We start from the raw sequence: 16,729 nt of genomic DNA on the forward strand, positions 1-16,729 counted from the left end.
TTGCGGGGGTGGCGCGGAATTGTCCATCCCCACCCTTGGCGCGGCGGCGGCTTTGCCCGATAACCGCGCCATGTCCAACGCTGATTTCGCCCTGCCCATCGACGCCGTTCTGCCTGACGTGATCGCCGCCCTGCGCGACACGGGCCGCGTGGTGCTGCAAGCCCCCCCCGGCGCGGGCAAGACGACCCGCGTGCCGCTGGCAATGCTCGACGCTCGCCTGACCAAGGGCCGCATCCTGATGCTGGAACCGCGCCGCCTTGCGGCCCGTGCCGCTGCCGCGCGCATGGCCGAAAGCCTTGGCGAAGAGACCGGCCAGACGGTGGGTTTTCGCGTGCGCGGCGCTTCGGCGGTATCGAAGAACACCCGCATCGAAGTCGTCACCGAAGGCATCCTGACCCGCATGTTGCAAGACAACCCCGACCTGCCCGGCATCGGTGCGGTGATCTTTGACGAATTCCACGAACGCTCGCTGAACGCCGATCTGGGCCTCGCGCTCTGCCTTGAAGTGGCGGGCGCCTTGCGCGACGACCTGTTGCTGGTCGCCATGTCCGCCACGCTTGATGCCGCCCCGGTGGCAGAGTTGATGGAAGCCCCCATCGTCACCTCCGAAGGCCGCAGTTTTGAGGTAGAGCCGCGCTGGCTCGACAAGCCCATGGGCAAGCAACGGCTTGAGAATGCGGTGGCCGACCTGACGCTGACGGCGCTCGCCGAAGCCCCCGGATCGGCGCTGGTCTTCTTGCCGGGCGAAGGTGAAATCAAGCGGGTCGAGGCGCTGTTGCGTCCTGCGCTGCCGCCGGATTGCACCTTGGCCCCGCTCTTCGGCGCGCTGGAATTCAAAGCGCAGCAGGCCGCCATCGCGCCTGTGCGGTCGGGGCGGAAGGTCGTGCTGGCGACCTCCATCGCGGAAACCTCGCTCACCATCGAAGGCATTCGCATCGTCGTCGATGCTGGCCGCTCGCGCCGCGCGCTGTTCGACCCGGCCTCTGGCATGTCGCGACTGGTGACCGAACGTGTGACCCGCGCCGAGGCCACCCAACGCGCGGGCCGTGCCGGACGGGTCGAAGCGGGTGTGGCCTACAAGCTCTGGACACGCGGCGAAGAGGGCGCGCTCGCCGCCTTCCCCCCAGCCGAGATTGAGGCGGGGGACCTCACCGGCTTCGCGCTGGAACTGGCGCTTTGGGGCGCGCAGGCCGAAGAATTAAGCTTTGTCACCCCGCCCCATCCGGGCCGTTTGGCCGAAGCGCAGGCGGTGTTGCGCATGCTCGGTGCGTTGGACGACACAGGCCGCATCACCGACCATGGCCGCAAATTGGCCAAGCTGCCCCTGCACCCCCGTCTGGCGCATATGGTGGCCCGCGGCGGGCCGCGTGCGCCGCTGCTGGCCGCACTTTTGGCAGAGCGTGACCCGATGCGCGGCGCGCCGGTGGACCTGTCGCTCAGGATGGATGCATTGGACGGAAAACGCAGCGCCACCCCGCCCCATGCCCCGACACTGGCGCGGATCAAGGCCGAGGCCAAGCGGCTGGGCCGGATGACAAAGGGCGACGGACCGGACGGACTGGGCGTGCTGGCGGCCCTTGCCTACCCAGACCGCGTCGGGCTGCGCCGCAAGGGCGAGGCACCGCGCTATGTCCTATCGGGCGGCAAGGGCGCGATCCTGCCCGCGGCCGACCCGATGGCAGGCACGCGATTGCTGGTGGCCACCGACCTTGACGGCGACCCGCGAGAGGCGCGCATCCGGCAGGCGGCGCTGATCTCGGACGCTGAGCTGCGCAGCACTTTTGCCGACCAAATCCATTGGCAGGAGGTCTGCATCTGGTCGCGCCGCGAGGGGCGCGTGCTGACCCGGCGGCAAGAGGTGTTCGGTGCGCTGGTACTCGAAGACCGCACATGGCCCGATGCGCCCGCGGATGCGATGGCGGTCGCGATGCTTGACGGTGTGCGGCAATTGGGGCTGAACCCCGGCAAGGCGGCGGCGCTGTTTCTGGCCCGCGCCCGGTTGATGCCCGCGCCCTTCCCTGATTTCAGCGAAGCGCATCTGATGGAGACGCTGGACGACTGGCTGCTGCCGCATCTGGCCGGTGTGCGCAGCACTGGCGATTGGAAAGCGCTCGACATCACCTCGGCGCTCAAGGCGCGGCTGACGTGGGAGCAACAGCAAGAGTTGGACCGCAACGCGCCCGCGCATTTCGAAACCCCATTGGGGCGGCGCGTGGCCATTGACTACAGCGGTGAGACCCCCGGCATCGCCCTGCGCCTGCAAGAGATGTTCGGCGTTACCCGGCATCCGACGGTGGGCGGGCAGCCATTGCAGGTTACCCTGCTCTCCCCCGCTCAGCGCCCGGTGCAGGTCACGATGGACATCCCCGGATTTTGGGCAAGTTCCTACGGGGATGTGCGCAAAGACATGCGCGGGCGCTATCCCCGCCACCCGTGGCCCGAAGACCCCACGGTCGCGGACCCGACCCTGCGGGCCAAACCGCGCGGCACCTGAAACGACAACGCGCGCCGAAAGCGGCGCGCGGTCTAATCGTCAGAGCGTCCGTACTCAGGCGGCGGTGAATTTCAACGAGACACCGTTGATGCAATGCCGCTTACCCGTAGGCTCGGGCCCGTCGTCAAAGATATGGCCCAGATGGCTGCCGCAACGGTCGCAATGCACCTCGGTCCGGCGCATAAAGAAACTGTTGTCGGACATCGTCTCGACCGCATTTTCTAGCGGTTGGTAAAAGCTCGGCCAGCCGGTGCCGCTTTTGAACTTGGTCGCGGCATCGTAGAGCGGCTGGTCACAGCCTTTGCAAATGAATGTCCCGGCGCGCGTCTCATCATTCAGGGGGCTGGTAAAGGCGCGTTCCGTATCGCCTTCGCGCATGACCGCATATTCGGTATCGCTCAGCATGGCGCGCCACTCGGTTTCCGTTCGCTCAACCTCAAAATCGCCTTCGACATAGGCTGCCAAAGCGCCGCGTGCGCCCAACCCGATGGCGGTGGCGCCCAGAAAGGTCGATGTCAGAAAATGACGTCTGTTCATGGTGTTACTCCTCGCTTTCGGATTAGGTCAACGCCGGACCAGCATGGAGGTACTGGTCCGGCCACATCGTGCGGGTTGCCTATTACTTGGGCACCAGCACGCTGTTTACAACGTGGATAACGCCGTTGGACTGGTTCACATCTGCGATAGTCACGCGCGATGCGTTGCCGCTCTCGTCGATGATGTAGACGTTTTTACCCTTCACCTGCGCCGACAGCGCGTCGCCGGACACAGCGTTAAAGTGGTAGAACCCATCGCTGGAGGCGCGCGCCTTGGCGGCGATGTCGGCAGCAGACCAGTTGCCCGCGACCACATGCGCAGTCAGCACTTTGGTCAGCATGTCTTTGTTCTCGGGCTTGAGCAGCGTGTCGACGGTGCCAGCGGGCAGCGCATCAAAGGCGGAATTGACCGGGGCGAAAACGGTGAACGGACCTTCGGAGGCCAGCGTGTCGACCAGACCGGCGGCCTTCACAGCGGCGACCAGTGTGGTGTGATCGGCGGAGTTCACGGCGTTCTCGACGATGTTCTTGTTCTCGAACATGGGCGCGCCGCCCACCTCGGGATTGGCAGCGATGGCACCGGTGGCCAACAGGACAGCAGTGGCGGTCGCGGCGGCAAATGTCTTGAGCGTTTTCATCTGGTTTCCTCCTCAGATGCCCCCCGTTGTGGGCGGCGATACTGGACCCACGGGCCAAGAGTGAGAGGAGTTTCAGAATGGTTCAAAAAATTCGGAATAAAAATGTAGCGCGTTGTTTTACCCTAGAAAAGTGAAACGCCCCGCTCGATCAGAGAAGGGCGTTTCGGGGTCTAAAGTTCGGCGACGGTACCGGCAGCCATGATGGTGCCGGTAGGGGCGCCGTCGGGGGCGCCGCCCGGTGGCTCATCCGTGATGGCCAGTGTGATCTGCGCTGCCTCGGGTGCCAAATCGGCGGGCAAGACCACGCGGTTGACTTCACCCTCAGGCAACACGCCCAAAGAGATCGGCGCGCGGTCCGGCAAGATGGCCCAAAGCTCCAGAACGCGGCCTTCGGGTGCGGTGCCCGAGACCCGGCGCAGCGCGATATCGCCGCGCGACATGTCCATGACAGCCAGCAGTTCCAGCGCGCTGTCTTCGGCGGCCATGCGGGTGGCATAGACCTCGCCCGGCGACTGAACCGGTGCCTCGCGCAGCATCGGCAAGGCAAGGAAGGCCACGGTGGCGAGTGCCGCAACCGATATCACTTGCCAGAGCCAGAGCCGCTGCATCAACGGCACCTGCCGCGCGGGGAAGAGCCGCGACATCAGCGTGCGGCGCAGTTTCGCAGGCGGGTCGACGGGCGCGATATCGTCGGTCATCGCCACGAAACGCTCCTGCCAATCGGCGACGCTGCGGGAAAAATCACGGTCTTGAAGTAGGCGCGCGCGCGCCGCCACACGGTCTTCGCCTTCCAGCAGGCCCAAGGCCACTTCGGCGGCCAGAAGATCGTCGTCTCCGGCTGGAATGATGGGGGTGTCACTCATGCGCTCATACACTCCCGCAGGCTCATCAACCCGCGACGCAGCCAAGTGCGCATGGTATTGAGCGGCACGTTGAAACGCTGCGCAAGGTCGGCATAGCTGTCGCCGTCGAGATAGGCACCGCGCACTGCGGCACTGCGATCTGCCTCAAGGTCGTCCAGACAGTTGCTGAGGCGCGTGGCCTCGGACGCGGCCACGGCGGATTGCTCGGGGTTCGGCCCCGGCGCGGCCAGTTCCAGCCCCGGCGTATCAATATTCTGATGGCCTTTGCGGGTGGCGCGCAGCCGGTCGATCGCAGTGTTGCGCGCAATGGTGATCAGCCACGTCATCGGCGACAGGCCATTGGCCTGATAGCGGTCGGAATGGTTCCAGATTTTGACGAAACTGTCCTGCATGGCGTCCTCTGCTGCGGCCCGTGTATCCAACACACGCAGGCAGACCCCGAATAGTTTCGCAGACACACGATCATAAAGCGCCTCAAAGGCGGCACGATCCCCCAATGCAACCTGTGCAATCAGACGTTCAATCTCTTCACGGTCGCTGTCCAAGGGCCACTCCTTTGGGCGTTGATGTCTTTTTCGGCACAGCAATCATGGTGCGACAGCCGCTACAAAAGTCAACGATGCAATAGAACCGCATCTTTCGAATGCCACCCTGCCCCATCCTTGGGCCGTCGCGCAACCCATCGCGGAAAAACGAAAAATCGCCCTGCCGTTCACAAAGATTGCAGGCTCTGGATGCTTAGGCTACCCACAATTCAGAGGGGAATGCGCAAAGGGAGACTGTGCATGCAAAACGCGCTTGAGACGTCATATGACGTGGTGATCGTGGGCGGGGCCATCTACGGCTCGGCACTGGCTTGGTGGCTGACCAACACGCCGGGATTTGACGGCGAAGTGTTGGTGGTCGAACGTGACCCGACCTATGAATTCGCCTCGACCAGCCACACGAATTCCTGCATCCGCCAGCAGTTCACCGCGCCGGTGAACATCCAGATTTCGCAGTTCGGGGCCGAGTTCATCCGCAACTTCCGCCAGTTCATGCATGACGATCCCGAGGTGCCGGACCTGGCGCTGCAAAGCTTTGGCTACCTCTACCTTGCCGACACGCCCGCGTTTGCCCAGACCCTGCGCGAGGCGCAGAGCATTCAAGCCTCTCTGGGGGCGCATACCCAGCATATGACCAAGGATGAAATCGCCGCGCGCTATCCGTTTTACATGCTCGACGACGTGATCGCGGGCAACCACAACACGGTGAACGAGGGCTATTTCGACGGCGGCACCATGTTTGATTGGTTCAAGCGTATGGCCAGGCGCCGGGGCGTGACCTTTATCCATGATGAGGTGACGGGCATGACCCTGAACCCCGCAGGCAGCGCGGTGGATGCGGTGACGTTGAAATCCGGCGCAGTGGTCGCTTGTGGCACGGTGGTCAACGCCTCTGGCCCCCGCGCGGCGGCGACGGCGCAGATGGCGGGCATCACCCTGCCCGTCGTGCCACGCAAACGCTACACCTTCATCTTTGACGCCGCCGAGCCGCTAGAGATGGACCTGCCGCTGACCATCGACCCCAGCGGCGTGCATATGCGCCAAGAGGGCAAGTATTATATGGCCGGCTGCCCGCCCGAAGATGACTATGACGCGGCCTATGATGACTTTGCCTTTGATCATTCGATCTGGGAGGAGAAAGTCTGGCCCATCATTGCCACCCGCGTTCCGGCCTTTGAACGGGTCAAGGTGATCAATGAATGGGTCGGCCACTACGCCTTCAACACTGTGGATCAAAACGCAATCGTCGGGCGGCACGACAAGGTCGAAAACTTCGTCTTTATGAACGGATTTTCCGGCCATGGGTTGCAGCAAGCCCCCGCCATCGGGCGCGGCACGGCTGAGTTGATTACCCATGGCGCCTATCGCACGCTAGACCTCACGCCGCTGGACTACGCGCGGATCGTGCGTTCCGAGAAATTCATCGAAAAGGCCGTGATATGAAGCACCCCGAGAATACATTCCTCACGGCCATCCGCGCCGGGAAAAAGCAACTGGGCCTCTGGGTCTCCCTCTCGGATGGCTATGCCGCCGAGGTGGTGGCCCATGCGGGCTATGACTGGGTGATGCTGGATATGGAGCACGCGCCGAGCGACATGAAATCGGTGCTGGGACAGCTACAGGCATTCTCGGGAAGCGACACAACGGCGATGGTGCGGCCCGATTGGAACGATGCGGTCAAGGTCAAACGCCTGATGGACCTCGGCGCGCCGGGGCTGCTGTTTCCGATGGTACAGACGCCTGACGAGGCCCGCGCCGCTGTTGCCGCCTGCCGCTACCCGCCGCGCGGTATCCGGGGCGTGGCCGGGCTGAACCGCGCTAACCAATTTGGCCGGGTCGAGGACTACAATGCCGAAGTCGAGAGCCAGACCGCCATCCTGATCCAGCTTGAGACCCGCGCCGCCGTTGAAAACGCCGCCGCCTTTGCCGAGGTTGAGGGGATCGACGGCATCTTCTTTGGCCCCGCCGACATCGCTGCTGACATGGGCCATCTGGGCCAGACCCTGCACCCCGAAGTGTGGGAGGTCATCCGCCCCGCCGCCAAGCTGCTGATGGACAAGGGCATTCCTGTGGGCACGCTGGTCACCGACCCCGATTTCGCCGCCGAATTGCTGAACGAAGGCTTCACCTTTGTCGCCTGCGGCACCGATGTTGGTCTTTTGGCCAAAGGAGCCGATGCCCTGCGCACCCAAGTGCGCGACAAGATTTCTGAGACGTGAAAGGAAGATATTATGAAATTTAAGAAACTGGTCCTGACAGGTGCTGCCGGTCGGCTTGGCTCTTACCTGCGTGAGCCGCTGGCCGCGATGTGCGAAGAATTGGTCAGCTCCGACATCGCCGACGACATCGGCAAGCTTTATGAGGGCGAGCGCTATCAGAAGGCCGATCTGGCAGAATACGATCAGGTCGCCGCCCTGATGGAAGGGGCCGACATGGTGGTGCATTTCGGTGCCATCGTGGACGAAAAACCCTTTATGGAGCTGCTCGGCCCGAACTTCGTCGGCTCTTACAACGTGTGGGAAGCGGCCTATCAGGCAGGCGCACGCCGTGTCGTCTATGCCTCCTCGATCCATGCCGTGGGGATGCACAAGAAATCCGATTTCATCGGCATTGACGCCCCCCACAAGCCTGACACATTCTACGGCCTCGCCAAATGCTTCACCGAAGACCTCGGCTCAATGTATTGGGACAAACGCCAGCTTGAGTCCGTGCATCTGCGCATCCTCAGCGCCGCGCAGGTCAACAACTCCCGCGCGCTTGGCTCGTGGCTCAGCTATGACGATCTGATCCAACTGGTGACCCGCGCGGTCGACACCCCCTCGGTCGGTTTCTCGGTCATCTACGGCGTGTCGAACAATGACCGCGCGCCGGTGGACAATGCCAAGGCCGCGTTCCTCGGTTACCGGCCCAAGGACAACGCAGAGCAATTCGCCGAAAAAGTGCTGGCCGAAGAAGGCCCTGTCGACATCACCGACCCCGGCCAGATGTGCCACGGCGGCCCCTTCGCCAAGGTCGATCTGGGCGAAAGCGGCATCGCGCAGATGACCATCGTCGACGACAAAAAAGAGACCTGATCAGGCTCCGAGGAGGGACCGTCATGAAGCTACAAGACCTCGATATCATCGTGACGGCCCCGCCCGCCCCCGGCTGGGGCGGGCGCTATTGGATATTGGTCAAGGTGACCACCGACACCGGCGTGATCGGCTGGGGCGAATGCTACGCCGCCAGCGTCGGGCCCGATGCGATGCGCGCGGTGATCAAAGATGTCTTTGCCCGTCATATGCAGGGCGAGAACCCCGAGAACATCGAGCTGATGTTCCGCCGCGCCTACTCCGCGGGCTTCACACAGCGGCCAGACCTGACCGTCATGGGCGCGTTTTCGGGGCTAGAGATCGCCTGCTGGGACATCCTTGGCAAAGACCGCGACCGTCCGGTGCACGCACTGATCGGCGGGCGCACCAATGACCGGGTGCGCGGCTATACCTACCTCTACCCCCTGCCGCATCACAGCATGGCGGAGTTTTGGACCTCGCCCGAGATGGCGGCGGAATCGGCGGCGGATTGCGTGGCCCGCGGCTATACGGCGGTGAAATTCGACCCCGCTGGCCCCTATACGCTGCGCGGCGGGCATATGCCTGCGATGTCGGATATCAGCACCTCGGCGGCGTTCTGCAAAGCCATCCGTGAGGCCGTTGGCGACCGTGCCGATCTCCTGTTCGGTACCCACGGACAGTTCACCACCGCAGGCGCGATCCGGCTGGGCCAAGCGATCGAACCCTACAGCCCGCTCTGGTACGAAGAGCCGATCCCCCCAGACGCGCCTGAGCAGATGGCCAAGGTCGCGCGCGGCGTGCGCATCCCGGTGGCAACGGGCGAGCGGTTGACGACGAAGGCCGAGTTCGCGCCCCTGTTGCGCGCCGGTGCGGCAGAGATTTTGCAACCGGCACTTGGCCGCGTGGGCGGCATTGCCGAGGCCAAGAAGATCGCAGCCATGGCCGAAGTCTATAACGCGCAGGTGGCACCGCATCTCTATGCCGGGCCGGTGGAATGGGCGGCGAATGTGCAGCTTGCCACGGCGATCCCGAATATCCTGATGTGCGAGTGCATTGAGACGCCATTTCATGACCAGCTGATCAAGGGGGCGATCCGGGTGGAGGATGGGTTCATCACCGCCCCCGACGCGCCCGGTCTGGGGATCGAAGTGGACGAAGACCTTGCCCGCGCGCATCCCTACACAGGCGACGGGCTGCATCTGGAGATGCGCGAAGAGCCTTGCGATTATGTGAACGGGAATAATTTTCAAGGCGGTGCGCCAGCGGATAGCCACTAGGCGCGCCCACCCGGCCCGGATTCAAGCCGCAGGCGCCGGGCCATCGCCTGCCCGCCCGTCATGCCCAAGGCGTGCCGGCAGATACTGGCCTACCTCTGGTGCGACCGGGCAGGCGCTGACCCTCAACTACCCCAACAACTCCCGCGCCGCCGCCACAATACCCTCGCGCGAGGGCAGGGTCGCCGCATAGGCCGGACCCGTCGCGATAAAACTGTCCTCCGCCGTTAGCCGCGCAAAACGCTCAACCCCGCGCTCTGCCATCAGCGCCATCAACGCTTCGGCCTGCCCGCCGGTGCGGCGACATTCATCAACGATCAGCACAGGCCGATCCCCGATGGCCGCCATCAACGCCTCATCTGGCATCGGAGCCAGCCAACGCAGGTCAATCACCCGCGCCGCGACACCCTGCTCTGCCAGATCATGCGCCGCCTGCTGGCTCAGGTAATGCCCGTTACCATAGCTCACGATCGCCAAATCGGCCCCCTCGCCCGTGACACCAACCTCGCCCAGACCAATCCGCTGGTCCGGCGCCGGATAATTCCGCATCCAGCCGCCGTCCCCGGCCTCCAACAAATCCCGCATCGGGTAAAGCGCGATGGGCTCGACAAAGACCACCACCCGCTGCTCCTCACGCGCCAAACGGTGCGCCTCGCGCAGCATCATCGCGGCGTCATCCCCGGCCGAGGGGCAGGCAATGACGATTCCCGGAATGTCGCGCAGCACGGCCAGTGAGTTGTCGTTGTGGAAATGCCCGCCAAAGCCTTTCTGATAACCCAGCCCGGCGATGCGCAGCACCATCGGATTGGTCCATTGCCCGTCCGAGAAGAACGGCAGGGTGGCCGCCTCGCCGCGCAACTGGTCTTCGGCGTTGTGCAGATAGGCGAGGAACTGAATCTCAGGCATCGGCACGAAACCGTTATGCGCCATACCGATAGCGAGGCCCAGAATGCTCTGTTCATCCAACAGCGTGTCGATCACACGCCCCGGCCCGAAACGGCCCTGCAACTTCTGTGTGACGCCATAAACCCCACCCTTGCGGCCCACGTCCTCGCCCATCAGCATGGTCTCGGAATGCGAGAGCATCAGATCATGCAGCGCCCAGTTGATCAGCCGTGACATCGGCTGCGGGTTGTCCATTTGCGCCATGTCGCTGCCAAAGGTTTCGGCCCGCACTTCCGCGCTCGGCCCATTGCTCGGCGCGCAGTCGCGTTTGGGCGGCACGAGGCTCGCCATCACATCCGATGCAGTCTTGAGCCGCGGGCGTTTGACCACCTCTGCCGCCGCTTTCGCCACGGCATCTTGGGTCTCACGGTAAATCGCCAGCGCCTCATCGGCGTTCATTCCGGCCTCCACCAACAGGCGCGCGGAATGCAGCAGCGGATCGTTCGCCTCATCTGCCTCGACCTCTGCACGCGGCAGATAGGAAGTCGCCACATCCGCCCCCGCATGACCATATAGCCGCACAGTGCGCAGATGCAGGAAGGCGGGCTTGCGGTGCACCCGCACGTAATCCGCCGCCTCTTTCGCCGCAGCGAAAGCGGCATGAAGGTCCAGCCCGTCGCCCTCGAAATACTTCAAGCCCGGACGGGCAGACATGGAGGCTTTGATCCAGCCCGTCGGGGTCTTCGTCGAAATCCCGATGCCATTGTCCTCGCAGACGAAAAGCAGCGGCAGCGGCACGCCCTGTACGGCGGTCCAACAGGCGGCATTGATCGCGCCCTGCGCGGTGGAGTGGTTGGCCGAGGCATCGCCAAAGCTACACATGGCGATTGCATCGCGCGGCAGGATCGCATGCTCGGGCCGGTTGCGCCGTGCCATGCCGATGGAATGCGCGGCCCCCACGGCCTTGGGCAGGTGGCTGGCAATGGTCGAGGTCTGCGGCGGGATCATCAGCGGGCGCGAGCCCAGCACCTTATGTCGCCCGCCGCTGATCGGATCCTCAGCCGAACAGGCGAAACTCAGGAGCATATCGCGCAGCATGTCCTGCCCCTCGGCCTGATCGGCGCGGGCGATCTGGAACGCCGCATCACGGTAGTGCAGGAAGGCGATGTCATCGACCCGCAGCGCCGCCGCCACCCCCGCCATGCCTTCGTGCCCGGACGAGCCGATGGTGTAAAACCCCTGCCCCTCTTTCTGCATCACGCGGCTTTGCAGGTCGAGCGCGCGGCTCAGGACCTGCGCGCGGTAGAGCCGCTCCAATGCGGCACGATCAAGCGCCTTTTTGTCGGAGGTGGAAACGGGAAAATCCCCCGCCGCGACGCGACGGAGGAAGTTCTCATGAACGATGGCAACGCGGTCCATGGGGCCTCTTGGAATAGGAATTAAACGCCGATGGCGAAAGTATTTCGGCCAGAAAGAAAGGCGCCGCCTCTCTTTCTGGCCATAAGTATTTGGGAGTGGCCGGGGGAACAGTTCCCCCCGATGCCGGTCTTTAGAAGAACGCCTGCAGGCCGGTCTGGGCGCGGCCCAGGATCAGGGCGTGCACGTCATGGGTGCCCTCATAGGTGTTCACTGTCTCAAGGTTCATCATGTGGCGGATCACTTGGAATTCACCCGAGATACCGTTGCCGCCGTGCATGTCACGCGACATGCGCGCCACGTCGAGCGCCTTGCCACAGTTGTTGCGCTTGACGATCGAAACCATCTCGGGCGCGGCATTGGCGGCGTCCATCAAACGGCCCACCTGCAGCGAGCCCTGCAGGCCGAGCGAAATCTCGGTCATCATGTCGGCCAGCTTCTTCTGGAAAAGCTGGGTTTGGGCCAGTGGCTTGTTGAACTGTTTGCGGTCCAACCCGTACTGCAGCGCGGCGTGCCAGCAGAATTCCGCAGCACCCATCGCACCCCAAGAGATGCCATAGCGCGCGCGGTTCAAACAGCCGAACGGCCCCTTCAGACCCTGCACGTTGGGCAGCAGCGCGTCTTCGCCCACTTCGACGCCGTCCATCACGATCTCGCCGGTGATCGAGGCGCGCAAGGACAGCTTGTTGCCCACTTTCGGCGCGCTCAGGCCCTTCATGCCCTTCTCCAGCACGAAGCCGCGGATCTTGCCGTCATGCGCCTCGGACTTGGCCCAGACCACGAAGACATCGGCGATGGGGGAGTTTGAGATCCACATCTTGGAGCCGGTCAGCTTATAGCCATTCTCGGTCTTCACGGCGCGGGTTTTCATGCCCGCAGGGTCGGAACCTGCGTCAGGCTCGGTCAGGCCAAAACAACCGATCCATTCGCCCGAGCAGAGCTTCGGCAGATACTTTTGGCGCTGCTCTTCGGAGCCATAGGCATAGATCGGGTACATCACGAGGCTTGCCTGCACCGACATCATCGACCGGTAGCCGCTGTCGACCCGCTCAACTTCGCGCGCGACGAGGCCGTAGGAGACATAGCTGCCGCCCAGCCCGCCGTATTCCTCGGGGATGGTGACGCCCAGAAGGCCCATCTCGCCCATCTCGCGGAAGATTTCGGGGTCGGTCTTTTCCTCGGCGAAGGCTTCGATGACGCGCGGTTGCAGCTTTTCCTGCGCATAGGCACGGGCGCTGTCGCGGATCATGCGTTCGTCTTCGCTCAACTGGCTGTCGAGGCGGAAGGGATCCTGCCAATCGAAGCTGCCGAGATCGGGTTTGTCCTTGGCGCGCAGCTTGGGGGCGTCTGCAGTCATGATGCATCCTTTCGGGTGATGTGATTTGCGGCAGTATTGCAAACTGGCGGCGCAAACTCTATCGCTGCTTTGTCCTGAGTTCATGAGAAAAAGTCATATGATCGCGCCCCGCCGCTTCCTGCCCTCGATCTCGGCCCTGCTGTCCTTCGAGGCTGTGGTGCGGCTGGGCACCGCCACGGCGGCGGCGCAGGAACTGAACCTGACGCAGAGCGCGGTAAGCCGCCAGATCAAGACGCTGGAGGAACAACTAGGCGTGTCGCTGATGATCCGTCAGGGCCGACGGCTGAGCCCGACGCAGGCGGGGTTGGATTATGTCACGCAGGTGCGCGACATCCTGAACCGGCTGGCGCAGGCCTCGGTTTCGGCCCGGACGAACCCCACGGGCGGCACGCTGGATCTGGCGATCTTGCCCGCCTTCGGCATGCATTGGCTGGCCCCCCGGCTGCGCGATTTTGCAAGAGATCATCCTGAGGTGACAGTCAACCTCTCCACCCGGTTGCGGCCCTTCGCCTTTGCAGGCAGCCGATTCGACGCCGCCATTCATTTTGGTCATGAAGACTGGCCCGGCGTGCGCTATCTGCCGCTTTTGCCGGAAACGGTGGTGGCGGTCTGCGCGCCTGATTTGCTGGCCGAACCGCTGGAAGATGCGCGCGATGTGCGGCACCTGCCGCTATTGCATCTGGAGACCCGCCCCCGCGGCTGGGCGCGCTGGCTGTCGTCGCTGGGCGTGACCGATGAGCCGCCCGGCGGGATGATGTTTGACCAATTCTCAACCATGGCGCAGGCGGCGATTCACGGGCTGGGGGTGGCTCTGCTGCCGACCTTTTTCGCCCGCCCCTACCTGCGCGACGGGCAATTGGTGCTGGCCGCGTCGCAAACCACGCAGAGCATCGGCAATTACTACCTCGTCTGGCCCGAAGACCGGGATGAGACCGCGGCGCTTGCGTCTTTCCGCGGCTGGCTCGCCCAGCAGGCAGAGCCCGCGACAGACTGATAATCCGGCCCGAACCGGCCAAAGTTATGCCGCATTTACATTGTATAAAACCGGCTAACCCGCCCGCATCGGGCGATCCAAAGGAGCAGATGATGCTAAGTTCATATCGCAAAAGCGCCGGTGCTCTGGCCCTCGCCCTGAGCGTTTGCGCCGCCAGTGCCATGGCCGAGAACCGCAACGTGCTGATTGTTGACGGTGCCTATTTCCCAGCGCTTTCGCATGTGCAGCCGGGCGATCAGGTGGTCTTTACCAACAATGCCACGGGCAGCCACACGATCACCGGTGAAGGCGATGCCTGGACCAGTGACGCGATCCCCGTGAACGGGAGCTATACGCTCGACATTACGGCAGAGACCCCGACGACCTTCAGTGGCCAGACCTTGGAAGAGCCTGCCTTTGAAGGGGCGATCAGTTTCGACTAACCGGCCCCGCGGTTGCACGGCCCATTCAGACTTACCAAAGCCCCGCCCTCAACCGCAGGGCTTTGGTGTTTCATCGCTTGGCCTTACTGGGCAAAGACACGTTCCATATCGGCAAAGCCTTTGACCTCGATCGGGTTGCCCGAAGGGTCGCGGAAGAACATCGTCGCCTGTTCGCCCGGCTCCCCTTCGAAACGCAGCGACGGTTCGATCACGAAATCAACCTTCGCGCCTTTCAGCCGCTCGGCCAGCGCCTTCCAATCGTCCATCTGCAAGACCACCCCCAGATGCGGCATCGGCACCATATGTTCGCCCACCTTGCCGGTGGCTTCTGTGGCGAAAGGCTCCCCCAGATGCATCGAAATTTGGTGGCCAAAGAAGGAATAATCGACCCAAGTCTCGGTCGAGCGGCCCTCGGTGCAGCCCAGCACATCGCCGTAGAAGGCGCGGGTCTCATCAAGGTCGCGGACGTTATAGGCAAGGTGGAAGGGGGTGAGCATGGAGGGTCTCCTATCTATCTGCTGCCCCCTGTGTATCCTGCCCGGTGGAAGGTGCAATAGCGCGGCGTTTCTCAAGGATCACCAAACCAAAAGGGCGCGCCCCTTTCAGGACGCGCCCAAGTCAATCAGGCCAAAACCTGTCCTTATTTCATGGTGATACGACCGTCGGTATAGGGCTTGTATGTGCCATCCTTGGCCAGATACTCGGCCGTGACATCCGCCAGATCGGGGCCGTAGTCATAGGCATTGGCGGCGTCCTTGAACATCGCATAGCCATCGCCACCGTTGCGAACGTAGTTGTTCGAGACGGCACCATAGGTTTTCTCAAGGTCAATCGGCGCACCCGCGACCATCACGTCGCTGATCCGGCTGCCAGCTTCTGCCTTGGGATCAAAGGCAAAGGACATGCCCGCCACTTGGGGGAAACGCCCTGCGCCCTCTTCATGCTGGCTCACGCCGTTTTCCAACGCCTCGATCAGTTGCGCGCCGGTGACTTGGAAGGTCGACAATGTGTTCTGGAACGGCAACACGGTCAGCACTTCACCCATCGTCACCTCGCCCGCGTCGATAGAGGCACGCAGCCCGCCCGAGTTGGCAATCGCCACGTCGATGCCCTGATCCTTCACCCGGTCAAGCATCGCGTCGGCCACAAGGTTGCCCATTGAGCATTCCTGCGCGCGACAGTTGCCGCGCTCCCCGTCGATTGCCTCGGCTGTATCGGCCACCACCCGGTTGCGGATTTCCTCAAGCGGCTTGGCAGCTTCGGCGATACGGTCAACGGTGTCCTGATCTTCGGTCACGGCAGCGTCCATGATCAGCGGCTCGCCCTCGGCCTTGGTGATATTGCCCTCATCGTCAAAGGTCACATTCAACTCGCCAAGGAATTTGCCATAGGCATAGGCCTGCACGATTGCCGTCTCGCCCACCATCGTCGGATAGGGACCCTCGGCACGCTCGTTCGTATTGCTGAGCAGCGTGTTGGTATGGCCGCCCACGATCACATCGACCCCAGTGGTTTCCGCCGCCACTTTCTGGTCAACGCTATAGCCTGAGTGGCTGAGCACGATGATCTTGTTCACGCCCCTAGCAATCAGCAGATCAACCTCGCCCTGCACGGCGGCAACAGGATCAGAGAAGGTGATATTGTCGCCGGGGCTGGCCAACTCATGCGTGTCTTGCGGCGTCAGGCCGATCAAGCCGATCTGTTCGCCTCCCTTTTCGATCACGGTCGATTTGGCCAGCTTGTCGGCCAGAAGCGGCTCCGCCGTAACATCAGCGTTGGACATCAGCACCGGGAATTCCAAGGCGTCCATAAAGCCGCGCAGCACTTCGGGGCCATCGTCGAATTCATGGTTGCCCACGGTCATCGCGTCATAGCCCATCTGGTTCATCATCTCGGCGGCCAATGCGCCCTTGTACTGGGTGTAGAACAACGTGCCCTGAAACTGGTCACCGCCGTCCACAAGGATGCTGTTGCCTGCCCGCTCGCGCGCCTCGGTGATCGCGGTCATCAGCCGGCCAGAGCCACCGAAACACTCGCCTGCTGTATTGTCTTCGGCACCGCAGGGACCGTCATATTTGCTGATCGGCTCAAACCGCGCGTGAAAATCATTGGTGTGCAGAATGGTGAGGTTATATTCAGCTGCCGCCATGCCACTGGTCAAAGCCAGCGCTGCGGTCGCGGTCAGGAATCGTTTCATGATAGTTCCCCTGTTGGTTGTTATGCCGGTATCGTGGCGCGGGGTTTGATCCGTG

General features: G+C 63.1%; 15 protein-coding genes. 7 read left to right on the forward strand and 8 right to left on the reverse strand.

Annotation, left to right across the window (positions count from 1 at the left end; genetic code table 11):
* The first annotated feature begins 70 nt into the window (after positions 1–70).
* Positions 71–2,494, forward strand: a complete 2,424-nt coding sequence (hrpB, locus tag B5M07_RS13270; protein ID WP_120352271.1) for an ATP-dependent helicase HrpB — start codon at positions 71–73, stop codon at positions 2,492–2,494.
* A 54-nt stretch (positions 2,495–2,548) separates the two neighbouring features.
* Here hrpB and msrB read toward each other — a convergent pair whose 3' ends face one another.
* The 4 genes from msrB to B5M07_RS13290 form a co-directional block, all read right to left on the reverse strand.
* Positions 2,549–3,031 carry a peptide-methionine (R)-S-oxide reductase MsrB gene (gene msrB, locus B5M07_RS13275; protein WP_067625832.1) on the reverse strand — a complete coding sequence of 161 codons (483 nt, stop codon included), beginning with the start codon at positions 3,029–3,031 and terminating at the stop codon, positions 2,549–2,551.
* Positions 3,032–3,113: 82 nt separating this feature from the next.
* Entirely contained in the window at positions 3,114–3,668 is a 555-nt protein-coding gene (locus tag B5M07_RS13280; RefSeq protein WP_120351662.1) for a fasciclin domain-containing protein, read from the reverse strand.
* A gap of 170 nt (positions 3,669–3,838) precedes the next feature.
* Complete coding sequence (locus B5M07_RS13285) at positions 3,839–4,531, reverse strand: anti-sigma factor (protein ID WP_120351663.1); 693 nt, start codon at positions 4,529–4,531, stop codon at positions 3,839–3,841.
* Positions 4,528–5,076: a sigma-70 family RNA polymerase sigma factor gene (locus tag B5M07_RS13290; protein WP_120351664.1), complete on the reverse strand. Its 549-nt coding sequence runs from the start codon at positions 5,074–5,076 to the stop codon at positions 4,528–4,530. Before B5M07_RS13290 ends, B5M07_RS13285 begins: the two co-directional genes overlap by 4 nt.
* A 240-nt stretch (positions 5,077–5,316) precedes the next feature.
* On the opposite strand from B5M07_RS13290, the gene B5M07_RS13295 reads away from it, so the two are divergent.
* The 4 genes from B5M07_RS13295 to B5M07_RS13310 are packed head-to-tail and all read left to right on the forward strand — an operon-like array spanning position 5,317 to position 9,406.
* Positions 5,317–6,519 carry an NAD(P)/FAD-dependent oxidoreductase gene (locus tag B5M07_RS13295; protein ID WP_120351665.1) on the forward strand — a complete coding sequence of 401 codons (1,203 nt, stop codon included), beginning with the start codon at positions 5,317–5,319 and terminating at the stop codon, positions 6,517–6,519.
* Positions 6,516–7,295, forward strand: a complete 780-nt coding sequence (locus tag B5M07_RS13300; RefSeq protein ID WP_120351666.1) for an HpcH/HpaI aldolase family protein — start codon at positions 6,516–6,518, stop codon at positions 7,293–7,295. Before B5M07_RS13295 ends, B5M07_RS13300 begins: the two co-directional genes overlap by 4 nt.
* A 12-nt stretch (positions 7,296–7,307) precedes the next feature.
* Positions 7,308–8,150, forward strand: coding sequence for an NAD-dependent epimerase/dehydratase family protein (locus B5M07_RS13305; RefSeq protein WP_120351667.1), 843 nt, complete (start codon positions 7,308–7,310; stop codon positions 8,148–8,150).
* Positions 8,151–8,173: 23 nt separating this feature from the next.
* The gene (locus B5M07_RS13310) at positions 8,174–9,406 is read left to right on the forward strand and encodes a mandelate racemase/muconate lactonizing enzyme family protein (RefSeq protein WP_120351668.1); all 1,233 of its coding nucleotides are present in this window, start codon (positions 8,174–8,176) and stop codon (positions 9,404–9,406) included.
* 126 nt (positions 9,407–9,532) lie between these two features.
* Here B5M07_RS13310 and B5M07_RS13315 read toward each other — a convergent pair whose 3' ends face one another.
* Positions 9,533–11,707, reverse strand: a complete 2,175-nt coding sequence (locus B5M07_RS13315) for a thiamine pyrophosphate-dependent enzyme (protein ID WP_120351669.1) — start codon at positions 11,705–11,707, stop codon at positions 9,533–9,535.
* 130 nt (positions 11,708–11,837) lie between these two features.
* Complete coding sequence (locus B5M07_RS13320) at positions 11,838–13,061, reverse strand: acyl-CoA dehydrogenase (RefSeq protein WP_120351670.1); 1,224 nt, start codon at positions 13,059–13,061, stop codon at positions 11,838–11,840.
* 97 nt (positions 13,062–13,158) lie between these two features.
* Here B5M07_RS13320 and B5M07_RS13325 point away from each other — a divergent pair, with 97 nt between their 5' ends.
* A complete protein-coding gene (locus B5M07_RS13325) occupies positions 13,159–14,055 on the forward strand; it encodes a LysR substrate-binding domain-containing protein (RefSeq protein WP_067938686.1) in 897 nt (298 codons plus the stop codon).
* Between the two features lie 89 nt (positions 14,056–14,144).
* Positions 14,145–14,477, forward strand: coding sequence for a hypothetical protein (locus B5M07_RS13330; protein ID WP_150120555.1), 333 nt, complete (start codon positions 14,145–14,147; stop codon positions 14,475–14,477).
* 83 nt (positions 14,478–14,560) lie between these two features.
* Here B5M07_RS13330 and B5M07_RS13335 read toward each other — a convergent pair whose 3' ends face one another.
* On the reverse strand, positions 14,561–14,974 hold the full coding sequence (locus B5M07_RS13335) for a VOC family protein (protein ID WP_120351671.1): 414 nt from the start codon (positions 14,972–14,974) through the stop codon (positions 14,561–14,563).
* Between the two features lie 143 nt (positions 14,975–15,117).
* On the reverse strand, positions 15,118–16,674 hold the full coding sequence (locus tag B5M07_RS13340; protein WP_120351672.1) for a bifunctional metallophosphatase/5'-nucleotidase: 1,557 nt from the start codon (positions 16,672–16,674) through the stop codon (positions 15,118–15,120).
* Positions 16,675–16,729: the final 55 nt, after the last annotated feature.

Source organism: Sulfitobacter sp. D7, assembly GCF_003611275.1.
GTDB lineage: Bacteria > Pseudomonadota > Alphaproteobacteria > Rhodobacterales > Rhodobacteraceae > Sulfitobacter > Sulfitobacter profundi.

Coding starts and splice junctions, on each gene's coding strand:
- B5M07_RS13285 (WP_120351663.1), bottom strand. CDS start 4,531: ATGAGTGACACCCCCATCATTCCAGCCGGAGACGACGATCTTCTGGCC.
- B5M07_RS13295 (WP_120351665.1), top strand. CDS start 5,317: ATGCAAAACGCGCTTGAGACGTCATATGACGTGGTGATCGTGGGCGGG.
- B5M07_RS13340 (WP_120351672.1), bottom strand. CDS start 16,674: ATGAAACGATTCCTGACCGCGACCGCAGCGCTGGCTTTGACCAGTGGC.
- B5M07_RS13335 (WP_120351671.1), bottom strand. CDS start 14,974: ATGCTCACCCCCTTCCACCTTGCCTATAACGTCCGCGACCTTGATGAG.
- B5M07_RS13305 (WP_120351667.1), top strand. CDS start 7,308: ATGAAATTTAAGAAACTGGTCCTGACAGGTGCTGCCGGTCGGCTTGGC.
- B5M07_RS13320 (WP_120351670.1), bottom strand. CDS start 13,061: ATGACTGCAGACGCCCCCAAGCTGCGCGCCAAGGACAAACCCGATCTC.
- B5M07_RS13280 (WP_120351662.1), bottom strand. CDS start 3,668: ATGAAAACGCTCAAGACATTTGCCGCCGCGACCGCCACTGCTGTCCTG.
- msrB (WP_067625832.1), bottom strand. CDS start 3,031: ATGAACAGACGTCATTTTCTGACATCGACCTTTCTGGGCGCCACCGCC.
- B5M07_RS13325 (WP_067938686.1), top strand. CDS start 13,159: ATGATCGCGCCCCGCCGCTTCCTGCCCTCGATCTCGGCCCTGCTGTCC.
- B5M07_RS13315 (WP_120351669.1), bottom strand. CDS start 11,707: ATGGACCGCGTTGCCATCGTTCATGAGAACTTCCTCCGTCGCGTCGCG.
- B5M07_RS13330 (WP_150120555.1), top strand. CDS start 14,145: ATGATGCTAAGTTCATATCGCAAAAGCGCCGGTGCTCTGGCCCTCGCC.
- B5M07_RS13300 (WP_120351666.1), top strand. CDS start 6,516: ATGAAGCACCCCGAGAATACATTCCTCACGGCCATCCGCGCCGGGAAA.
- hrpB (WP_120352271.1), top strand. CDS start 71: ATGTCCAACGCTGATTTCGCCCTGCCCATCGACGCCGTTCTGCCTGAC.
- B5M07_RS13310 (WP_120351668.1), top strand. CDS start 8,174: ATGAAGCTACAAGACCTCGATATCATCGTGACGGCCCCGCCCGCCCCC.